The organism is Halocatena halophila, assembly GCA_027563145.1.
In the GTDB taxonomy this organism is placed as follows: Archaea; Halobacteriota; Halobacteria; order Halobacteriales; family Haloarculaceae; genus Halocatena; species Halocatena halophila.
The window spans coordinates 1,072,243-1,089,468 of the sequence record CP071306.1; the positions used below are offsets into that span (position 1 = coordinate 1,072,243).

General features: G+C 58.8%; 16 protein-coding genes and 1 tRNA gene. 8 read left to right on the forward strand and 9 right to left on the reverse strand.

The genetic code is table 11. The features are described from left to right. Positions 1 to 9: 9 nt before the first annotated feature. Positions 10 to 1,653 carry a tRNA uridine(34) 5-carboxymethylaminomethyl modification radical SAM/GNAT enzyme Elp3 gene (locus JXQ78_RS05680; RefSeq protein ID WP_330632508.1) on the reverse strand — a complete coding sequence of 548 codons (1,644 nt, stop codon included), beginning with the start codon at positions 1,651 to 1,653 and terminating at the stop codon, positions 10 to 12. A 96-nt stretch (positions 1,654 to 1,749) separates the two neighbouring features. On the opposite strand from JXQ78_RS05680, the gene JXQ78_RS05685 reads away from it, so the two are divergent. After that, complete coding sequence (locus JXQ78_RS05685; protein ID WP_330632509.1) at positions 1,750 to 2,352, forward strand: hypothetical protein; 603 nt, start codon at positions 1,750 to 1,752, stop codon at positions 2,350 to 2,352. A 356-nt stretch (positions 2,353 to 2,708) separates the two neighbouring features. Here the strand turns inward: JXQ78_RS05685 and JXQ78_RS05690 are convergent, their stop codons facing one another. The 5 genes from JXQ78_RS05690 to JXQ78_RS05710 form a co-directional block, all read right to left on the reverse strand. Next, positions 2,709 to 4,841, reverse strand: coding sequence for an OB-fold nucleic acid binding domain-containing protein (locus tag JXQ78_RS05690; protein ID WP_330632510.1), 2,133 nt, complete (start codon positions 4,839 to 4,841; stop codon positions 2,709 to 2,711). 107 nt (positions 4,842 to 4,948) lie between these two features. Then, positions 4,949 to 5,563, reverse strand: a complete 615-nt coding sequence (locus JXQ78_RS05695; protein WP_330632511.1) for a YIP1 family protein — start codon at positions 5,561 to 5,563, stop codon at positions 4,949 to 4,951. A gap of 193 nt (positions 5,564 to 5,756) precedes the next feature. Then, positions 5,757 to 6,311: a dihydrofolate reductase family protein gene (locus tag JXQ78_RS05700; RefSeq protein WP_330632512.1), complete on the reverse strand. Its 555-nt coding sequence runs from the start codon at positions 6,309 to 6,311 to the stop codon at positions 5,757 to 5,759. A 144-nt stretch (positions 6,312 to 6,455) separates the two neighbouring features. Continuing rightward, positions 6,456 to 7,034: an NADPH-dependent FMN reductase gene (locus JXQ78_RS05705; RefSeq protein ID WP_330632513.1), complete on the reverse strand. Its 579-nt coding sequence runs from the start codon at positions 7,032 to 7,034 to the stop codon at positions 6,456 to 6,458. A 63-nt stretch (positions 7,035 to 7,097) separates the two neighbouring features. Next, complete coding sequence (locus tag JXQ78_RS05710; protein WP_330632514.1) at positions 7,098 to 7,997, reverse strand: HhH-GPD family protein; 900 nt, start codon at positions 7,995 to 7,997, stop codon at positions 7,098 to 7,100. A gap of 92 nt (positions 7,998 to 8,089) precedes the next feature. On the opposite strand from JXQ78_RS05710, the gene tenA reads away from it, so the two are divergent. The 3 genes from tenA to JXQ78_RS05725 are packed head-to-tail and all read left to right on the forward strand — an operon-like array spanning position 8,090 to position 9,407. Beyond that, the gene (tenA, locus tag JXQ78_RS05715) at positions 8,090 to 8,752 is read left to right on the forward strand and encodes a thiaminase II (protein ID WP_330632515.1); all 663 of its coding nucleotides are present in this window, start codon (positions 8,090 to 8,092) and stop codon (positions 8,750 to 8,752) included. A gap of 49 nt (positions 8,753 to 8,801) precedes the next feature. Continuing rightward, the gene (locus tag JXQ78_RS05720) at positions 8,802 to 9,122 is read left to right on the forward strand and encodes a hypothetical protein (protein ID WP_330632516.1); all 321 of its coding nucleotides are present in this window, start codon (positions 8,802 to 8,804) and stop codon (positions 9,120 to 9,122) included. 54 nt (positions 9,123 to 9,176) lie between these two features. Then, the gene (locus tag JXQ78_RS05725) at positions 9,177 to 9,407 is read left to right on the forward strand and encodes a hypothetical protein (protein WP_330632517.1); all 231 of its coding nucleotides are present in this window, start codon (positions 9,177 to 9,179) and stop codon (positions 9,405 to 9,407) included. Positions 9,408 to 9,410: 3 nt separating this feature from the next. Here JXQ78_RS05725 and JXQ78_RS05730 read toward each other — a convergent pair whose 3' ends face one another. Both JXQ78_RS05730 and JXQ78_RS05735 read right to left on the reverse strand, forming a co-directional pair. Beyond that, entirely contained in the window at positions 9,411 to 10,751 is a 1,341-nt protein-coding gene (locus JXQ78_RS05730) for a class-III pyridoxal-phosphate-dependent aminotransferase (protein ID WP_330632518.1), read from the reverse strand. A gap of 65 nt (positions 10,752 to 10,816) precedes the next feature. Continuing rightward, entirely contained in the window at positions 10,817 to 12,070 is a 1,254-nt protein-coding gene (locus JXQ78_RS05735) for an MgtC/SapB family protein (protein WP_330632519.1), read from the reverse strand. A 79-nt stretch (positions 12,071 to 12,149) separates the two neighbouring features. Between JXQ78_RS05735 and JXQ78_RS05740 the strand changes: the two genes are divergently transcribed. After that, entirely contained in the window at positions 12,150 to 13,277 is a 1,128-nt protein-coding gene (locus JXQ78_RS05740; RefSeq protein ID WP_330632520.1) for an AI-2E family transporter, read from the forward strand. A 5-nt stretch (positions 13,278 to 13,282) separates the two neighbouring features. On the opposite strand, the gene JXQ78_RS05745 is transcribed toward JXQ78_RS05740, so the two are convergent. Further along, positions 13,283 to 14,437, reverse strand: a complete 1,155-nt coding sequence (locus JXQ78_RS05745; protein ID WP_330632521.1) for an acyl-CoA dehydrogenase family protein — start codon at positions 14,435 to 14,437, stop codon at positions 13,283 to 13,285. Positions 14,438 to 14,555: 118 nt separating this feature from the next. Between JXQ78_RS05745 and JXQ78_RS05750 the strand changes: the two genes are divergently transcribed. The 3 genes from JXQ78_RS05750 to JXQ78_RS05760 all read left to right on the forward strand — a co-directional run bounded on the left by JXQ78_RS05750 (position 14,556) and on the right by JXQ78_RS05760 (position 17,161). Further along, positions 14,556 to 16,523, forward strand: coding sequence for a 3-hydroxyacyl-CoA dehydrogenase/enoyl-CoA hydratase family protein (locus tag JXQ78_RS05750; protein WP_330632522.1), 1,968 nt, complete (start codon positions 14,556 to 14,558; stop codon positions 16,521 to 16,523). Positions 16,524 to 16,578: 55 nt separating this feature from the next. Further along, positions 16,579 to 17,010, forward strand: coding sequence for an acyltransferase (locus JXQ78_RS05755; protein ID WP_330632523.1), 432 nt, complete (start codon positions 16,579 to 16,581; stop codon positions 17,008 to 17,010). A gap of 76 nt (positions 17,011 to 17,086) precedes the next feature. Beyond that, positions 17,087 to 17,161 (forward strand) — tRNA-Glu (locus tag JXQ78_RS05760). The last annotated feature ends 65 nt before the right edge of the window (positions 17,162 to 17,226 follow it).

A 17,226-nucleotide genomic window follows, 5' to 3' on the forward strand; every position in this document is an offset into this window, starting at 1 on the left:
CCTGTTGGGTCACAGCTGCTTTGAGACGTACGGGCCGTCCTGGTAGTATCCTAGCTTCTCGCGGTAGTACTGGCGGACGCCAATACCGCTGATGACACTCAGCTTCTCGTATCCGGCATCGCGCGCCAGTCGTTCTGCGTGTTCAAGCAGCTTTGTTCCGTAGCCTTTGTGCTGAAAACCATCAGTTTCGTCCTGACCGAGTCCAACCTGTGAACCGTACACGTGGAGTTCGCGAACGATTGCTGCGCCTTCAAGTTCGGCTCTGGTAATTGCACCAGGGAATCGCAGTCTGCAAAATCCCACGAGTAGGTCCTTATCAGGGTCTTCGTAGCTGATGAACTGCTCAGTGCCGTCGGCGACCTCGTAGGTCAGCACATCGCGTTCGACCGAGTCCGGTGTTTCATCGTTCATACCGACCTCGCGACACCGGATACAATCACACGTCCAGCCGTGCGCTTCCATCCGCTGGCGAGCGAGCTGTCTGAGATTGGACTTCCAGACACCTCCTTCGATGAAATCCGCGGGGATGTCGCGCTGGACACGCTGGAGACGGGTGTACTTCGGGATCATCGATTTGATCTCGGCGACGATCTCCGCGGCTTCGTCGTTCGAAAGTGGCTCGTACTCATCGCGTCGCCACATGTCGTACGTGCGCGTTCCCTTGACGACGAGTGTGGGGTAGATCTTCAGATAGTCCGGACGCCAGGCCGGGTCCTCGAACAGCTGGCGGAAGTCCTCAAGACACATGTCACTCGTCATACCGGGTTGTCCGGGCATCATGTGAAAGCCGACCTTGAACCCAGAGTTGCGCAGCCGTCGATTGGCATCGATCGACGCCTGAATGCCGTGTCCGCGGTGCATCTCCCGGTTGATCCGCTCGTAGGTCGTCTGCACGCCGAGTTCGACTTTCGTCGCGCCGAGATCGAGCATGCGATCGATCTGCTCGGGGTCACACCAGTCGGGTTTCGTCTCGAACGTTGTGGCCACATTGCGCACGTCTGCGGTTTCGTTCGCCGCGATCACGTCTTCGAGATACTCGAAGTCGTACGACTCCTGGGCGAAGCTCTCGTCTTCGGCCGGTTCTGGCTCCTTATTCACGTCGTACTCGTTCATCGCCTGGAGTGCGCGCTTGACGAACCACTCCTGGTAATCGTGCGATCTGGCCGTCATCGTGCCGCCCATCAGAATCAGCTCGGCCTTTTCAACCGGATGGCCGATCTTCCGGAGCTGTTCGAGCCGAAGTGTCACTTGGCCATATGGATCGTAGTCGTTTTGCACGCCGCGGGCCGCCGCCGGTTCGTGGCCGGTGTAGCTCTGTGCGGAGGAAAACTCCGAAGCTGGCCCACCAGGACAGTAGAGACACTTGCCATGCGGGCACATGTGCGGTGAGGTCATGATCGCGATCGGTGACACACCCGATTGCGTCCGAACCGGCTTGCGCCGAAGCACCGGCTCAAGCTCGTCTCGCAGCTCGGGGCCCCCAAAGTCGAGCAGTTCGGAGTTTTTCGGCACTTTCGGCGAGGAAAACTCCGAGCAGACCTCGAGTTTCGCGTCTTCGAGATCGTCGCGTCCAATCGACCCATCGAGTATCCGATCGATCAGCGTCTCACAGACCCGCTCGAAGGCGTCGGTTTCGGTCGGGTGTGTACTCATCTATGAACAGTGTCGCGATCCAGCAATAAGAGGTTGCGGTTGCACGACTGACGGATTTCCCAACAGTTATCTCAGTATCAACTGTTTCGCACAACTATGGTCGATACTCGGTTCGCAGTTCTCGCGCTGGTCGGACTGTTGCTGGTCGCAGGCTGTTCTGCGCCATCGACTGGTCCGGAGAACGACGCCGGCACCAGCACGCCAGCATCACAAACAGAAACGGCGACATCTACTGCCACCGCTACGCCCTCACCCACAGAGAGCACGTTCGTCATGACGGCACCCGGTGAGGAATCGAGCAAGTGGACGGAACCGAAGCCACCGAAAGATCCCGAAGACAAACGGCAGGATCGAATCTCCAAAGTGGAGTTCGTCAACACAGAGGCCGCGGGTGACGGAGCGGTCTCGAATTTCGACCTTGAGGTGACGGCAGACACGATGATGAAAGATGTCGATCCCACGCCGGATGTCGACGGTGAGCCCTACTTTACGGTCGTGGTCAACGGACAGCTCATCGATCGTGAAGCGGTGAACATGCGAGAGGATGGAACATTTGTCCTGACGATACACAGCGGTGCACTCGGACAGTTCGATGCTGGCACGCTTGACGTTCGCGTGACGATGTACGATGTCGATCACTATCACGACGATCGCTACGATGTGTGGGACGGATCGGTCGATTTCCAACCGGCAGAGTAATCGACTGTTTCAGCGGGTTCGGTGATTGTTCTCCGTCGTGGTGCGGTCAAACCGCGGTAAATGATTAGGAGAGAAAGATACGAGACTGTAGCTACTGGGCACGGATGCGAAGATATCAATTCCGTGTGGTTTTCTCTTGGAACTTGAGTCACCATCCTCAGCGAGCGCCGGCCGAGGAGAAATACGCGAGCATGGTGAGGATACTGCGTTTACCAGAAGCCTCCAGCTTTTGAGTAGAGTGCGATCCGGGTATAGTATCAACAGCCCAAACGCCAGCCGGTAGGCAGACTGTCCAGTTGCCACCGGGAGAATAAATATCCAAACGGATTGATGACCGAAAAGTGGACACCGAACGTTCAGTTCGCTTGTGGTGCCTGCAGCGTCGCGGTGATCGCATCGAAGACGTGCGCTTCGATCGCGGTCCGCTCGCCGACAACGAAACCGATGCGGTTGTTGCCATCGCGTGCGGTTACGCCCGCGTTTGGAACGGTCTCGTCGAGATACTCGACAACGGCCTGGAGATCGACTGGCGTCGTCGAGCGAATGGCGATCTCGTCTTCGTCAACGCCGATCGTGACAAAGGTTCCATCCCGGTTACGCCGGTGGATTTCATCGAGTAAGAGCTCCGTCGATGGGAAATCGAACCGGTGTGTGAAGGCGTCCGTATCGAGTACCGCAAACGCGACACCATTCTCTGCCGTTCGATCGAGGTTCGCCTCTGCGGTTTCGAGCTCCGTATCGAGCTTTTCACGGAACTGTTCGCTGACCTGCTCGATCAGGCCTTCAGAGACGGATTGATCGAACAGCAGGTCGCCGATCAGCTCGCGTTTGCCGTCGTAGGACTGGTAGTAGGCCTGCAGGGCGATCGATTCACGGAGCTGATCGATCTCGGTCTGCTCGTAGCCAAATGGGCCTCGTTCTGCGAGATCTGCATACACTGCTGGAGGCGTCTCCCAGAAGCTCGCTGCCGGGAGATGGCCGAGATCGGAACGGACATCTGGTGAGACGTGAACGGCAACGCCACTGGCGAGTGCCGTCGTGCTCGTTTCGGAGTGCTCACCAGCAAGCCTCGGATTGATCAGCACTTCGATTGCGTCTCCGATGGTCGCCTCACCGGGCCCATCGTCGATGACGATCACGTCGACATCGTACAGTTCGAGCAGCTCGAGTCCGTCAAGCGAATCCGTCGTGCTCCCGGTCGCCACGAACACGAACAGCGGTGGCTGCTGGGAATGTCGGTCCTGAGAGGACAACAGTGACGTGACATCGTTCGTCGCGTCGTCCATGTCGTACGCTCCCTGGAGCGGCCGCCGATCGAAGAGATGGTAGATGGCATCGCCACCAACGTGTTCGTCCTCAATTCGAGGTTCAACCGCGTGCTCAATCGCCGCGCCGGCGAGATAGCCATCAACAGTCGTTTCGTGGCGGACAACAATCGGCCGAGATTCGATCACTGCCCGGCGGATTTTCGTTGCAGCGGTGCGAATCCCATCGAGAACGGCCTCAACAGCTGGATCGTTGGCCAGCGGTTCGACGTCGTCCACGGCAGCCTCAGCCTGAATTGCGTCGTCCATCCGGGACGCCACACTCGATGCGCCGTCGTCGGAGAGGGCTTCGAGGGCTTCGGTCTCAATCTGGAGTTCGCCGCGTCGTTCTCGCACTTCACCCGTGAGCCGGACGTAATCGCCGGATTCGATCTCTGGATACGCACGAACGCCGGCACCGTCGAACGCCGCACAGTCGACCGTAGCAGTTTCGTCCTGAATCGAAAAGACCGTTGGACCGCTTGTCTGTCGAACATCCGTGACGACGCCTTCGAGCCGGACGACATCGCCGATCTGCTCGGAAAGGCCGCCGATCGATGCGCGCTGGAGATCACCCGTTGGCTGGCCGGCGTCGGGTGCTGTCTCCGTCACTGATTCAGATTTGGATTCGGATTCTGTCGATTGCGGGTGGTCGGATTCAATCGAAGGTTTTTGCTCTTGTTCTGTTGTCGAAGACTGTGCAGTCTCAGTTCTTGGTTGCTGCTCGGTATCGGTCGTTTGTGGCTGTTCCGTGTCGGTCGTCTGTGACTCCACATCGTGAGCGTCGTCGGTTGCAACAGCCACGTCGGATTCATCAAGCGTGTCCTCGGGGTCGTGGACGTACTGCCCACGGAATTCGCGCAGTGAATCGCGAAGTGACCAGCCGAGATCGACGTTGCCGTTGTCTCTAACGTTTGTCACCTGGACGAACACGTCGTCGCCTTCGTCCCAGTTGAGACTCTCGAGACGCCGTGGAATTTCGCTTCGATGGAGAAGACCGGTAACGTGGTCTCCGAGATTGACGAAAATGCCGAAATCTGCGTAGCCATCGACAGTACCGCGATAATAACAGTCAACGATGAGTTGGTCGGGTCGCGTCCCGGTGAAATCGAGGACGACATCCTCCTTGTGGAGATTGCCGATTTGACCCTCCAAGGAGTCACCGGTGACGATCTGCTCGCTCATATGAATACGAGCCGGTCCGGCTTGAAACGGTTGTCGGAATCACTCGCGGTACATCGACAGACGACACCATGTTGCACAGTACCCAACCGCTGAACCAAGCCAGTCCGTTACAGAATCGCCATGATCGCCGTTCTCGCGCCAAACACGTAGCCAAAGAGAATCACTGCCGGCACGAGTGCACTGATGGTGGCCCGAGCGATCGACGTCTCGTGGACGATCGCCGTTCCGTACACTAACAACACTGCGCCGTAGCTCGTCGCGAGCACCCAGATGAGCGCACCCATCGTTGCGAGAACGCCTTCTGTGGTGGCGACGAGGACGGCACAGACGCCGGTCACTGCACACGGGGCGATCGCGTAGGCGATCAGCTGGACGGTCTGTGAGACACCGGCGCGATCGGGTTCGACGGCCAACAGGCCGACCGTTTCGAGCGCCGCCACGAGATGGAGGCCAACAGGAGTGACGAAAACGGCGATCAACAGGAGCACCAGTAATCCTTCGAGGACCTTCGCGTCGAGTGAGCCCCCCGAATCGGCGAGCACTCGCGGCAGCGCAGCGATAAGCGAGACGGTGATGGCGAACGTGAGCCCCGGTGCCTGATCACCGGTTGAGATCGCGCTCGTGAAAAATTCACGGGGAGCGAACAGTACCCGGGCCCAGGCCGTAATCGTGCCGGCAACCCCACGTTCGCGGCCGCCGCTCGCATCGATCCACGTAGTCACTGTCAGTGGATTGGTGAGGGCGGAAAATGAGCGTTCCTGTTTGTGGGCTCTCGTGTCTATCCACTCAGTCGTCAGCGCTCCCTGCGGAAGGGGGCTTAGCGCCTACACTTCCGCTAATAATACTATAAATTTTTGGCCCTGTTGAAACCTTATCAGTTCGACACAGTTCCTACTGAAACAGCCGGTGGTTTGGTCATCGGAGGCTATAGTCAACCAGGACGGAGCCGTCGTCGAAACGACGTGTCGTGTCGAGAGTGAGATCGACCCGAACAGCGTCGGGGAGGGCTCGGGTTCCCCCACCGACGATCGTCGGGAGCACGCGCAGTACATACCGGTCGACCAGACCTGCCCGAATGGCTTCGCCAGCGAGGCCGGCACCACCGATTTGCAGGTCCCGCTCTGCGGTGTCTTTCATGGCCTGTACCTCCTCGGGATCGAACGTCCGCTCCAGGCGGGTTCGCGGTTCCGGCACGGTGTCCAGGGTGGTTGAGTAGACGACTTTGTCGGTATCTCGCCACGCCTCGGCGAACTCGCGTTCTACCGCGGAAAGGTCGTTGAGGACTACTGTGTCCCATACCCGCATCGTCTCATACATGCGACGGCCACAAAGGAAGGTGGCGACCGATCGTTGGAGATCGTTGAAGAAGGCATGCGCGTCCTCGGATGGCTCTGACCAGTCGAAGTTACCGTTTTCGTCGGCGATGTACCCATCAAGTGATGCGTTGATGCAGAAGATGAGATTGGCCATGGGATCCGCTTGGTTGTCGCGCGTATTAACTATCGGCAGCAGACGTGGTAAAAACTGATCACGCACTATCCATCTTCGTAGTACACCTTCTCGAAGGTGATTCCAGTGTGAAAGCCCAATCAGTGTGAACAGCAGAACGAGCGGTTAGTCCTCTGCGCCGACGTTCTCGGTGCTTGCCACGGTGTGTTGTTCCGGTTCGATCGTTGCGTACTCGACGGCCCGCTGTCCAAGCGTCACAACACGGTCTTCGATGTCAGGATCGACAAACGCACCGTCATCAATCTGACTGTTCACGGATGGAATTGCCACCTGGTGTGGTATCACCCAGGCGTTCAGCGACCGACACACCGATCGTAGATGGTTCAGCGTCGGGACCGGGAACGAACCACCAGAAACGGCCAGCAGCCCAACGGTCGTGTTTTCGAACTCGTCGAAGCCACAGTAATCCAGCGCGTTCTTCAGGGCACCCGAGTACGAGCCGTGATACATCGGGGAACCAAGAATGACGGCATCAGCCGCTCGGACCGAGGATCTGAGCGCCACAGCGTCGCCGGCATCACTGTTGTCGGCGTTGAACACCGGCAGTTCCATCGTTTCGAGATCGATGAACTCCGTCGATCCATCCATCGATCTGACCGTCGTCAGTGCTCGTTCGAGTGCAATCCGCGTGTAGCTGTCAGCTCGGAGGCTGCCACAGACCGCAACGACGTGGGGAGCAGTCATGAGAGAAACACATCTCTGTGTGTGAAAAACATTCCGAATGTCGATATCGAGAGGGTTCGGCTTCTACCGTCGAAGCCGGACGGTTGCATCCTCGAGTTCGACGAGATCGTCGGCGGCCAGATCCGAGCAGAGATCCCTGAGCCACTCGCGGCCATGGGTGCCAGCAGGCGTATAGTCAACACGCACGCGTGGCCCGAGCCGATCGAGTTCGAGTTCGTCGTGCTCGGAGAGCACGCTAATCACCCGTCCCCGGAGCTGTCTCCGACTTCCCTCGAAGCTGGGCTGGGTCGGAACGTCTGGCGCGGTGAAATCACCGCTCTGATAGGCATCACAATGGTCGCGCCACGGACAGCCAGCAGCCTCACAGCGGGGTGTTTTCTGACAGGCAACGGCGCCGAGTTCCATGATCGCGTTGTTCCAGACGCGTGAGTTCTCATCGGGCATGCACTCGTTTGCGACCGACTCGAACGCCGCGTCGTCGTCTTCGATATCGAACAGCCGATAGTAGACCCGCTTGACGTTCGTGTCGACGACTGCGTTTCCGTTGTTGAACGCAAAGCTCGCGACGGCGTTGGCCGTGTAGGGTCCGACACCCTGGAGCTCCTGGAGGGTTGCTGGATCCTGGGGAAACGCTCCGTCGAACTCCGAGCAGACCTGATTGGCAGCCGTGTGGAGATACTTCGCCCGGTTGTTGTATCCAAGGCTGTGGTTCGACCAGAAGCCGACCACGGCCGCCTGATCGACCGCCGCAAGCGCATCCACCGTGGGCCAGCGCTCTAGGAAGTCATGATAGGCAGCCTCTACCCGATCCAGCTGTGTCTGCTGGCTCATCACCTCCGAGATCAGAATGGGATACGGCTCGGTGGTCTCTCGCCAGGGATACGATCGGTGGTCGGACTCATACCACGCGATGAGCGACGAACGAAGGGATGCGAGCCCGTTCGATGTGAGCGCCTCGGCCATCGACCGATGACTCCGCGACCGATCCGCTTGAACGTGGCGTTCTGGAACCACGATCAGTACGCTAATGGCTGTACTCCCCCCACCAGTCGAATATGTCGTTCACGGACGAACTCAAACCGATTGCCGAGCCGATCTGGGAGGCAACGCTCGAACACCCGATGGTCAGCCAGCTCGGCGAGGGAACGCTTGAGCAGTCGCCGTTCGAACAGTGGGTACGGCAGGATTATGTCTTCTTGATCGATTACAGCCGCGTGTTTGCGTTGGGGGCGGCGAGCGCGCCGGATCTCGAGCGGATGGGTCGGTTTGCAACGCTCCTTGAATCGACAGTCAACACGGAGATGGATCTGCACCGCTCGTACGCAGAGGAGTTTGGCATTACCGAATCCGAACTGGAAGCGACGGTGAAATCACCCACAACGCAGGCGTACACTGACTTTCTCGTTCGGTGTGCCCACGAGGGATTCGGTGCGACGGTTGTCTCGCTATTGCCGTGTATGTGGGGCTTCAACGTCACCGCGAAACGGCTTGCCGAGTCCGGGCTGCCCGACCATTCGGGCTACCGACAGTGGATCGAACTGTACGCCGGCGACGAGTTCACCGAGCTGACCGAGTGGTGTAAAAATCTCGCCGATGATGTTGGTGCGACGGCGACTCCCAGCGAGCAAAATCGTTATGAGGAGCTGTTTCAGACCTCCGCACAATATGAGTATCTGTTCTGGGACGGTGCCTGGAACGAGGAGTCCTGGCCAGTGTAACGTCCGTCTCGCAACCCCTTTTTTCGCCGACGCCGTTAGTCGGCTATCGATGACACTCGATGACCTGACGGAGACCGTCGAAACCAGCTATTCGGCGTTCGACGACTCACTCGACGTGGCTCTCGATCGCGAGACGAAAAACGAGCTCTCATTGCTTGAAGCGGCGCTCGAACCGAACAACACCGACGAACTCGTCCGCCGCGCGATCCACATGCTCTTTCAGACCACCGTCGACACCGGGTCGATGGATTTCCACCTCCGCAGGGGCTTCGACGTCACCTACGATGAGTATCTCTCTGGGATGACGTTCGATGAGATGACTGGGGGGTACGACACCCATGACAGCGATCCACGACGCTACCAGTTCTGAATCCACCTAGTTACTATCCAGAAAGCATTTGTCGTAAGAAACACTACATCTGGTATGGATCCAGGTGTCATTCTGATCGTCGTTGTGATTTTCGGACTGATACAACTATTTCGCCGACTCGCATCCGACGATTCGAAGCGTCGGTCCCGAGGGTCAAGCGCCTATCACGATCACACCAACGGCGACGACGGTGCAACCGACGGTGGCGGGGGCGGGGGCATTTTCGGCGGTGATGGTGGCGGTGGCGGATTCGGTGGCGACGGCGGCGGTGGTGGCGGCGAGTAGGTGTCAGGCCGCTCGATCGACGGCACTCGCGAGCAGTTCGACGGCCAGATCAATTTCTCGTTCTGTCACATCGAGCGGCGGCAACAATCGCAGCGTTTTCTGCCCGCAGCCCAACGTGAGCAAGCCTTCGGCCAGTGCCGCATCCACAACGTCATCGCGCAACGATTTCGACTCGAACTCAACGGCGAGCATCAATCCGAGTCCACGTACGTCGACGACACCCTCGAGCGGCGTGTCATCCAGCAGTTCGATGGCCTGACGACCCCGTGCCGTCGCGTTTGCCAACAACCCCTCGTTCTCGATCGCTTCGAGCGTGAACACGCCCAGTGCGGAATCAATGATTGCACCCGCACCCCATGTCGATGAGATGCGCGCTTTCTCCTCGGGGAACACGTCTTCGCTGGCTATTGTCGCCCCAACACGGAGCCCCTTCGCGCTGGTGATCACGTCGGGTTCGATCGGGAACTGATCGGAGGCCCACAGCTCTCCGGTGCGACCGATTCCGGCCTGAATCTCGTCGGCGATCAACAGAATGTCCCGTTCGTCACAGACTGTTGCGAGATCGCGCATGAACGCATCGCTCGGGAGTCGGTAGCCTCCTTCTCCCTGAATTGGCTCAACGATACAGTATGCCACGTCGGACGCCCCAACGGCACCACGGTCCGGGTCCAGTAGCGATCGGAGCTGTGAGCCCTCCGCGGTGAAATACCCACAGCCACACGGTTCGGTACCGCTCGCGTTCGTATCGTCACAGAATGGGATCGTGTGAACGTCCGAAATCGACGGATAGCCGCGTCGATGAACGGCTTTCGATCGATTGAGCGACAGTGCACCGAGCGTCCGGCCGTGAAACGCCCCGTCGAACGTGATGGCGTACTCGCCGCCGGTATGGTCGTAGGCGATTTTGATCCCGTTTTCGACGGCTTCGGCCCCCGAGTTGGAGAGAAACACCGTGTCAAGTCCGTACTGACTCGTCGTCCCAACGAGGCGTTCCATCAGTTCAGTTGGACCGGGAAGCCCAGATTCTCCCACGTTCTGGCCACTAACGTAGAAATCTTGCCCGGCAATCGTGAGCGGATCCACGAGATCGAACTCACGGAGGCGCTCTATGACGGATGGATGGTTGTATCCCAGCGGTGCTCCACCGACGTGACTGGTGAAATCCATCAACACGTTGCCGTCGATATCCGTACAGAACGGCCCGGTCGCCGGCGCGGCCGGATCCCAGACGAAGTCATAGACGTACGTACTCGGAGCCGCGTGTTCGTGATGGCGGTCCGCCCAGCGCTCTGCGTTCGGTCCGGGCATCGACGTTACCGATGGGGTTGTGGTCTCACGGTTCATGTTCGGGCGTTGGAACTCCAGTAGTAAATAATGGATTGGGTTTAGTGCAGTATTTACCTGGACAATCACACGACGACGATTCCCGTCAACAGGACACCGAGTGCAGAAAGCCCAATCGAGAAGACCACCACTCGCCGTCGCAATGTCTGTGATGGTCCAACGGAGATGAGTGCCGCCTTGACAAGAATGCTGGTGACGGTGGCGACCATGACGGCAACGATCGTGGTCGCCGCAGTGATCGCACCCCCGTTGTACAGAACGATCGCGGAGGTAGTCGCCCCGGCACTCGAAATGAGGCTGCCGAGAAATGCTGCGACGAAAAAGCCGGCATTGCCGAAAATGGCTGTTGCAATCGCCGCCCCAACGAGAACGACCGCGAACAGCGCTCCAAAGCCGAGCGCGTTGCGGAGTGAGAACGGGCTTTCGAGCGAGAGATCGAGCTGTTGTGACCAATCAGCCGTGAGATAGGCGATGACGATGCTTGCAATGATGAGTCCACCCAGTGGGACGATGAGCGTCCGAATCTGCCAGCGCTCGGTTGCAAACGCCACAACGATCGCCAGATTCCGCAGCGCCATCGCGCCGTCGGCGAGCAAGATTGCTGCCACGGCGTACGACACCGTCTGTTCGTCGCTGCGGACGTGATCGACCATCGCGCCAACCACGGCAGTAGAAGAGACAAGGCCGCCGAAAAATCCCGTGACAACCACGCCTCGACCGCCGTAGGACCGAACCACGGCGTAGTTGATGATCCCAATTGCAGCTATGCTCACGACGAGCAGCCAGATGACGCGTGGTTCGATGGCAATCCGGAGATCAGCGATCCACACCGGCGTTTCCCCCGGTGGAAGCAGTGGATAAATGACGAACGCGAGCACGCCGAATTCGATCGCCGATCTGAGTTCGGCTCGCGAGAGCCCCCAGGCAAAATCGTGGAGTTCGCGCTTCAACACGAGTAGCATCGACGAGAGAATCGCGACCGTGACACCAGCAAGCAACAGCTCCGAGCCAACGAGTACGCCAACGCCATAGGCCACCATCATCGACACGCCTGTCGTCAGCCCCAATCCGGTATCGTCCTCAAGGAGTCCTCTGACAGCGAGCATTGTTCCCTGGAGCACGATGAGCAACCCACCAAGGGCGAGCAGCCATGGCTCTTCGAGGACGGTGAACACCGCACCGAGCAACGAGATCAGCGAAAACGTACGGATGCCCGCCGACCGATGCGACCATTCGCGCTCGATGCCGAGAAACAATCCGAGCGCAGCCGCCAGCAACAGCCGAACGAGAACGGGGGCTGTCAGCTGGGTGAGTGCCATTCTGTCTCATCGTTCGCCCGGCATGCTAATCACGATTGTGCCGGGTGGATTTTTGCGCCCACTCGATCAAGACCGTGCTATGGGCTCACCGCAGACGAACTGGCACCGACGCGCGTGGATCGGCGTTGGCCTGCTCCTGGGACTGTTTTTTCTGTTCGTCGTCTACTCGTTCATCGGAACGGTTGTCTTTGGGATATTCATCTACTACGCCACGAGACCGGTGCATCGACGACTCGACGACCGACTCAGATACGACAGTCTGTCAGCACTCATCGCACTGGTCGTACTGGCGCTCCCTGCGCTGGTGTTGTTCTCGCTCGTGGTCGCCGTTGGTGTTGAGCAGTTGTCACGGCTCACCAGGACGATCGATCCGGCCGTTTTTGGCGGGCTAATGGGCCCCATGCTAGAGCTCCAGGCGAGTCTCTCCGATCCAGCGACGCTTTTCGATCGACTCAGCGGTATTGATCTCGGCGTCGTCGGCCAGATACAGGGCGTCTTCGGACACGTTGGGCGCTATCTCGCCACCTTTGGCAACGTTCTGTTGCACCTGTTCGTGATGTTCGCGCTCGCGTTCTATCTCCTCCGCGACGGTGAGCGTGGCTATCACTGGTTTGTCGAGCAGTTCGACGACGAGAGCCAGTTGCTTGCCCGCTATCTCCGGGCTGTTGATACGGATTTTTCCTCCATTCTCTTCGGGAATATACTCAACGCCGTGTTGACCGGGCTGATCGGTGCCATCGTCTATGGACTGCTTAATCGACTCCCACACGGATCGATACCGTATCCCGAGCTGCTCGGGCTGTTGACTGGCGTTGGGAGTCTGATTCCCGTCGTTGGAATGAAACTGGTGTACGTCCCGGTTGCGCTGTTGCTGGCCGTCCAGTACGGTAGGACGCCGGGGGGAGCGGGGTTCGTCATCGTGTTCGCCGTCGTCTCGTTCGTGATTGTGGATACGCTGCCGGATTTCATCCTCCGACCGTACGTCTCGGGGAGGAATCTCCACATCGGGATGGTGATGTTCGCGTACATCCTCGGCCCGCTTCTGTTTGGCTGGTATGGAATCTTTCTTGGCCCGATCTTGCTCGTGCTTGGCTTTCATTTCGCGAGGATCGTGCTGCCGGAGCTGCTCGGTACCGAAGAAAACGAGGACAGCAACCAGACACAATCCGATGAAGCAAAAGAAGAACCTGATGGTGCCAGCGGATAGCTCGTTCAGAAGCCCTTGTCCATCAGCTCGCGCGCGATGACGTTCTTCTGAATTTCGGAGGTGCCCTCGTAGATCTGGGTGATCTTCGCGTCACGGTAGAGCCGCTCGACGTCGAAGTCATTGACATAGCCCGACCCGCCGTGGATCTGGACGGCTTCGTTCGCACAGTCGACTGCCACGCGGGAAGCGTACTCTTTGGCCATCGATGCGAGCGTGGTGAGCTGATCGTCAGCGTTCTCGACGCTCCATGCCGACTTGTAGGTGAGCTGGCGTGCGGCCTCGGTCTGGGTGTGCATATCAGCGAGCTTGTGCTGAATTGCCTGGAAGTCGCCGATCGGACGGCCGAACTGTTCGCGCTCTTTGGCGTATTCGAGTGCGCGTTCGTTTGCACCTTTGGCGATACCGACACCCTGGGCGGCCACCATCGTCCGCGTAATGTCGAAGAACTGCATGAGCTGCAAAAAGCCCATTCCACGCGTGCCAACGAGGTTGTCCTCGGGAACGCGAACGTCATCGAAGATGAGTTCGGCCGTGTCGCTCGCACGAATGCCGAGCTTTCCCGTGATTTTCTCGCTTTTGAATCCGTCACGATCCGATTCGATGACGATCTGGGAGAAGCCGTTGTACCGGCCCTCGGCGTCAGGATCGGTCTCACACATTGCAACAAAGTAATCCCCGACCGATCCGTTGGTGATCCACATCTTGTTCCCGTTGATCACCCACTCGTCGCCGTCTTTTTCGGCCGATGTGGAAACCGATGACACGTCCGAGCCGGTGTCAGGCTCCGAAATTGCAGCGCCCATGATCGCTTCGCCAGTTGCGACGGGCTCCAAAAAGCGCTCTTTCTGTTCTTCGGTGCCGTATTCGATCAGCGCGTCACTACCAAAGGCCGTGGCCGTGAGCGACAGTGCAATGCCAGGATCTGCGGCGAACAGTTCCTCGACGATGATCGCCGTCTCGAGTGCGCTGTAATCAGCACCGCCGTATTCGATCGGAATCGACGCGCCGTTCAATCCCATCTCGGTTGCCGCCTCAAGCACCTCGAACGGGAATTTTTCCTCCTCGTCGTACTCAGTTGCGACCGGTTTGATTTCGTTTTCCGCAAATCGGCGTACTTCTTCCCTGATCTGTTGTTGCTCCTCGGAAAGTTCGAAGTCCATGCCCTCCACTCATACTGGTTAAAATATAACGATTTTGCGCAGCCGATAAACCTGTAAACGGTTGTTACGGGGGCAATGGGAAACGTTGAACACCGCTCAGTTGGATCCACTAACCGTCATGGAAATCGATGACATCGACACCATTGCTGTGCTCGGTGCGGGGAATATGGGCCACGGGATTGCAGAAGTGGCCGCCCTTGCGGGTTACTCGGTGAATCTCCGGGATATCAACGAGGAGTTCGTACAGAACGGCTACGAGCAGATCGAGTGGAGTCTCGGAAAGCTCGCAGAAAACGATCGGATTACCGACGACGACGCCGACGCGGCGCTCGATGCGATCACGCCGCTGGTTTCGATGGAAGAGGCTGTCGGGGACGTGGACGTGATCATCGAGGCCGTTCCCGAGCAGATGTCCATCAAACAGGACGTGTACGGTGAGGTCGAGGAGTATGCGCGTGCGGACACCATCATCGCGTCGAACACCTCCTCGCTGTCAATCACGGATCTCTCGGAGGTCACCGAACGAGAATCACAGTTCTGTGGGATGCACTTTTTCAATCCGCCAGTGCGGATGCAGCTCGTCGAGGTCATCTCCGGTGCGCACACTGACGATTCGACGCTTGACGCCATTGAGGCGCTCGCAGAGGATTTCGGAAAGACGCCAGTTCGCGTGCGAAAAGACACGCCCGGCTTCATCGTCAACCGGATTCTCGTTCCGTTGATGAACGAGACCTGTTGGCTGGTGTCCGAAGACGAGTCCACGATCGCCGAGATCGATTCCACCACGAAGTTCGACGTTGGGCTCCCGATGGGCGCGTTCGAGCTGGGCGATCAAGTGGGCAACGACGTGACCTATCACGTTCTCGAGTACATGAACGACGTGCTCGGCGATGCCTACGAGCCAGCACCGCTGCTCGAGACGGTGATGGAAGAAGAGCGCTTCGGGAAAAAGACCGGCGAGGGATTCTACGACTACGAGAACGGCGACGGCGTCGATATCCCAACCGACGCGGGGAGCGAGGAGATCAAACAGCGGTTGCTCGCCACGATGGCCAACGAGGTTGGTAATCTCGTCGGCGACGGCGTCGCTCCGCCCGAAGACATCGATCAGGCCGTCCAGCTCGGTGCTGGCTACCCCGAGGGGCCCGCGAAGATGGCGGATGCGGCCGGTCTCGAATCGCTCGTCGAACTCCTCGATGAGCTCTACGAAGAAACTGGTGCAGAGCGCTATGCGGTCTCTGATGGGCTTCGTGAGCACGCCGACGCAGGCGGCTTCTACGATGACGACGAGGAGGAGGGCATCGAGTACGACGCCGTTCGCGTCGAGTATCCCGGCGAGATGGTCGGTCAGATCGTTCTCGATCGCCCACACCGGATGAACACCGTCAGCCCGCAGCTGCTCGAAGAACTTGAGCACGCGATCGAGACGCTCGAAGATGACGACGAGGTCCGGTCGATCCTGCTCACCGGCGCTGGCGATAAGGCGTTCTCGGCCGGCGCGGACGTGCAGGCGATGGCTGCCAACGCCGATCCGCTTGAGGCGATCCAGCTCTCGCGGACGGGCCAGCAGGCATTCGGAACGCTTGAGGAGTCCGATCTCCCGGTCGTTGCTGGTATCGATGGCTACTGTCTCGGCGGTGGCATGGAGCTGGCCACCTGTGCGGACATGCGCGTTGCAACCGAGCGCTCTACCTTCGGTCAGCCCGAACTCGATCTCGGATTGCTTCCCGGCTGGGGTGGCACGCAGCGCCTCCAGAAGATCATTGGCCAGGGACGTGCCAAGGAGGTCATTCTCACCGCAGAGCAGTATGACACCGAGACGATGGCCGACTACGGCTTCGTCAATGAGGTTGTCGACAACGACGAGCTCGAGGACGCTGCGTTCGAGCTTGCTGCCGATCTCGCAGCTGGCCCACCGGTCGCCACCCGATTCACCAAGAAGGCGATGCTCCGTGGCTGGGAGGACGTTGACGCCGGTTTGGAGATTGAATCGCAGGCGTTCGGCCATCTCATCAACACCGACGATCTGATGGAAGGCATCACCGCGTTCATGGGCGACGGCGACCCCGAGTTCGAAGGGAAATAACGACCGCGGCTATCATTTTCCGAACCGTGAAGTGATCGGTCGCTGTCCGGTCCCTATGGCGATCCATCCTACTGCGTCAATCCAGGACAGCACCGTCGAGACCGAGCACGTTCGCGAGTTCGTCACCGTGCACGATTCGACGATCGAGGCAGACAGTCGGCTCTACGAGCGTGTTTCAGTGAAAAAGTCGGTGGTGGGTCCGCACGTCGATATCAACGCCGGCAGCTATATTGAAAACGCGGCGATTGAATCGCACGTGCAGATTGGCCCGAACGCGTCGGTTGTGGGCGTCACCCATCGGCTCAGCGAGGCGTCGGGGATGGAACACCGCAACGACCAGTTTGAGGAGATCGTCCTCGAAACGGGGGCGTTCGTTGGCGCTGGGGCAGTGGTGCTTCCCGGCGTTACGGTGGGAACGAACGCCGTGATTGGGGCGAACGTCACCGTGACGGATGATGTGCCCGAGGGGGTTGTTATCCGTGGGTAGCTCTCCCATGTGGTTGGTTGCATAAGCGGCCACGAAAGGCCATGCTTATTACCCAGTGGTGCTCACCTGGTAATACGCTCGGTTGGTGTAGCCCGGCCAATCATGCGGGCCTTTCGAGCCTGCGACACGGGTTCAAATCCCGTACCGAGCACATAATAAATCCTTCACTTCTTAGTGTAGCAAATAACTGAGTGGCACTTACAGTCCTTTCATGGT

Bases quoted from the DNA above. Each gene is read 5' to 3' on its own strand.
- JXQ78_RS05680 (WP_330632508.1), bottom strand. From the start codon at position 1,653: ATGAGTACACACCCGACCGAAACCGACGCCTTCGAGCGGGTCTGTGAG.
- JXQ78_RS05685 (WP_330632509.1), top strand. From the start codon at position 1,750: ATGGTCGATACTCGGTTCGCAGTTCTCGCGCTGGTCGGACTGTTGCTG.
- JXQ78_RS05690 (WP_330632510.1), bottom strand. From the start codon at position 4,841: ATGAGCGAGCAGATCGTCACCGGTGACTCCTTGGAGGGTCAAATCGGC.
- JXQ78_RS05700 (WP_330632512.1), bottom strand. From the start codon at position 6,311: ATGGCCAATCTCATCTTCTGCATCAACGCATCACTTGATGGGTACATC.
- JXQ78_RS05705 (WP_330632513.1), bottom strand. From the start codon at position 7,034: ATGACTGCTCCCCACGTCGTTGCGGTCTGTGGCAGCCTCCGAGCTGAC.
- JXQ78_RS05710 (WP_330632514.1), bottom strand. From the start codon at position 7,997: ATGGCCGAGGCGCTCACATCGAACGGGCTCGCATCCCTTCGTTCGTCG.
- tenA (WP_330632515.1), top strand. From the start codon at position 8,090: ATGTCGTTCACGGACGAACTCAAACCGATTGCCGAGCCGATCTGGGAG.
- JXQ78_RS05720 (WP_330632516.1), top strand. From the start codon at position 8,802: ATGACACTCGATGACCTGACGGAGACCGTCGAAACCAGCTATTCGGCG.
- JXQ78_RS05725 (WP_330632517.1), top strand. From the start codon at position 9,177: ATGGATCCAGGTGTCATTCTGATCGTCGTTGTGATTTTCGGACTGATA.
- JXQ78_RS05730 (WP_330632518.1), bottom strand. From the start codon at position 10,751: ATGAACCGTGAGACCACAACCCCATCGGTAACGTCGATGCCCGGACCG.
- JXQ78_RS05735 (WP_330632519.1), bottom strand. From the start codon at position 12,070: ATGGCACTCACCCAGCTGACAGCCCCCGTTCTCGTTCGGCTGTTGCTG.
- JXQ78_RS05740 (WP_330632520.1), top strand. From the start codon at position 12,150: ATGGGCTCACCGCAGACGAACTGGCACCGACGCGCGTGGATCGGCGTT.
- JXQ78_RS05745 (WP_330632521.1), bottom strand. From the start codon at position 14,437: ATGGACTTCGAACTTTCCGAGGAGCAACAACAGATCAGGGAAGAAGTA.
- JXQ78_RS05750 (WP_330632522.1), top strand. From the start codon at position 14,556: ATGGAAATCGATGACATCGACACCATTGCTGTGCTCGGTGCGGGGAAT.
- JXQ78_RS05755 (WP_330632523.1), top strand. From the start codon at position 16,579: ATGGCGATCCATCCTACTGCGTCAATCCAGGACAGCACCGTCGAGACC.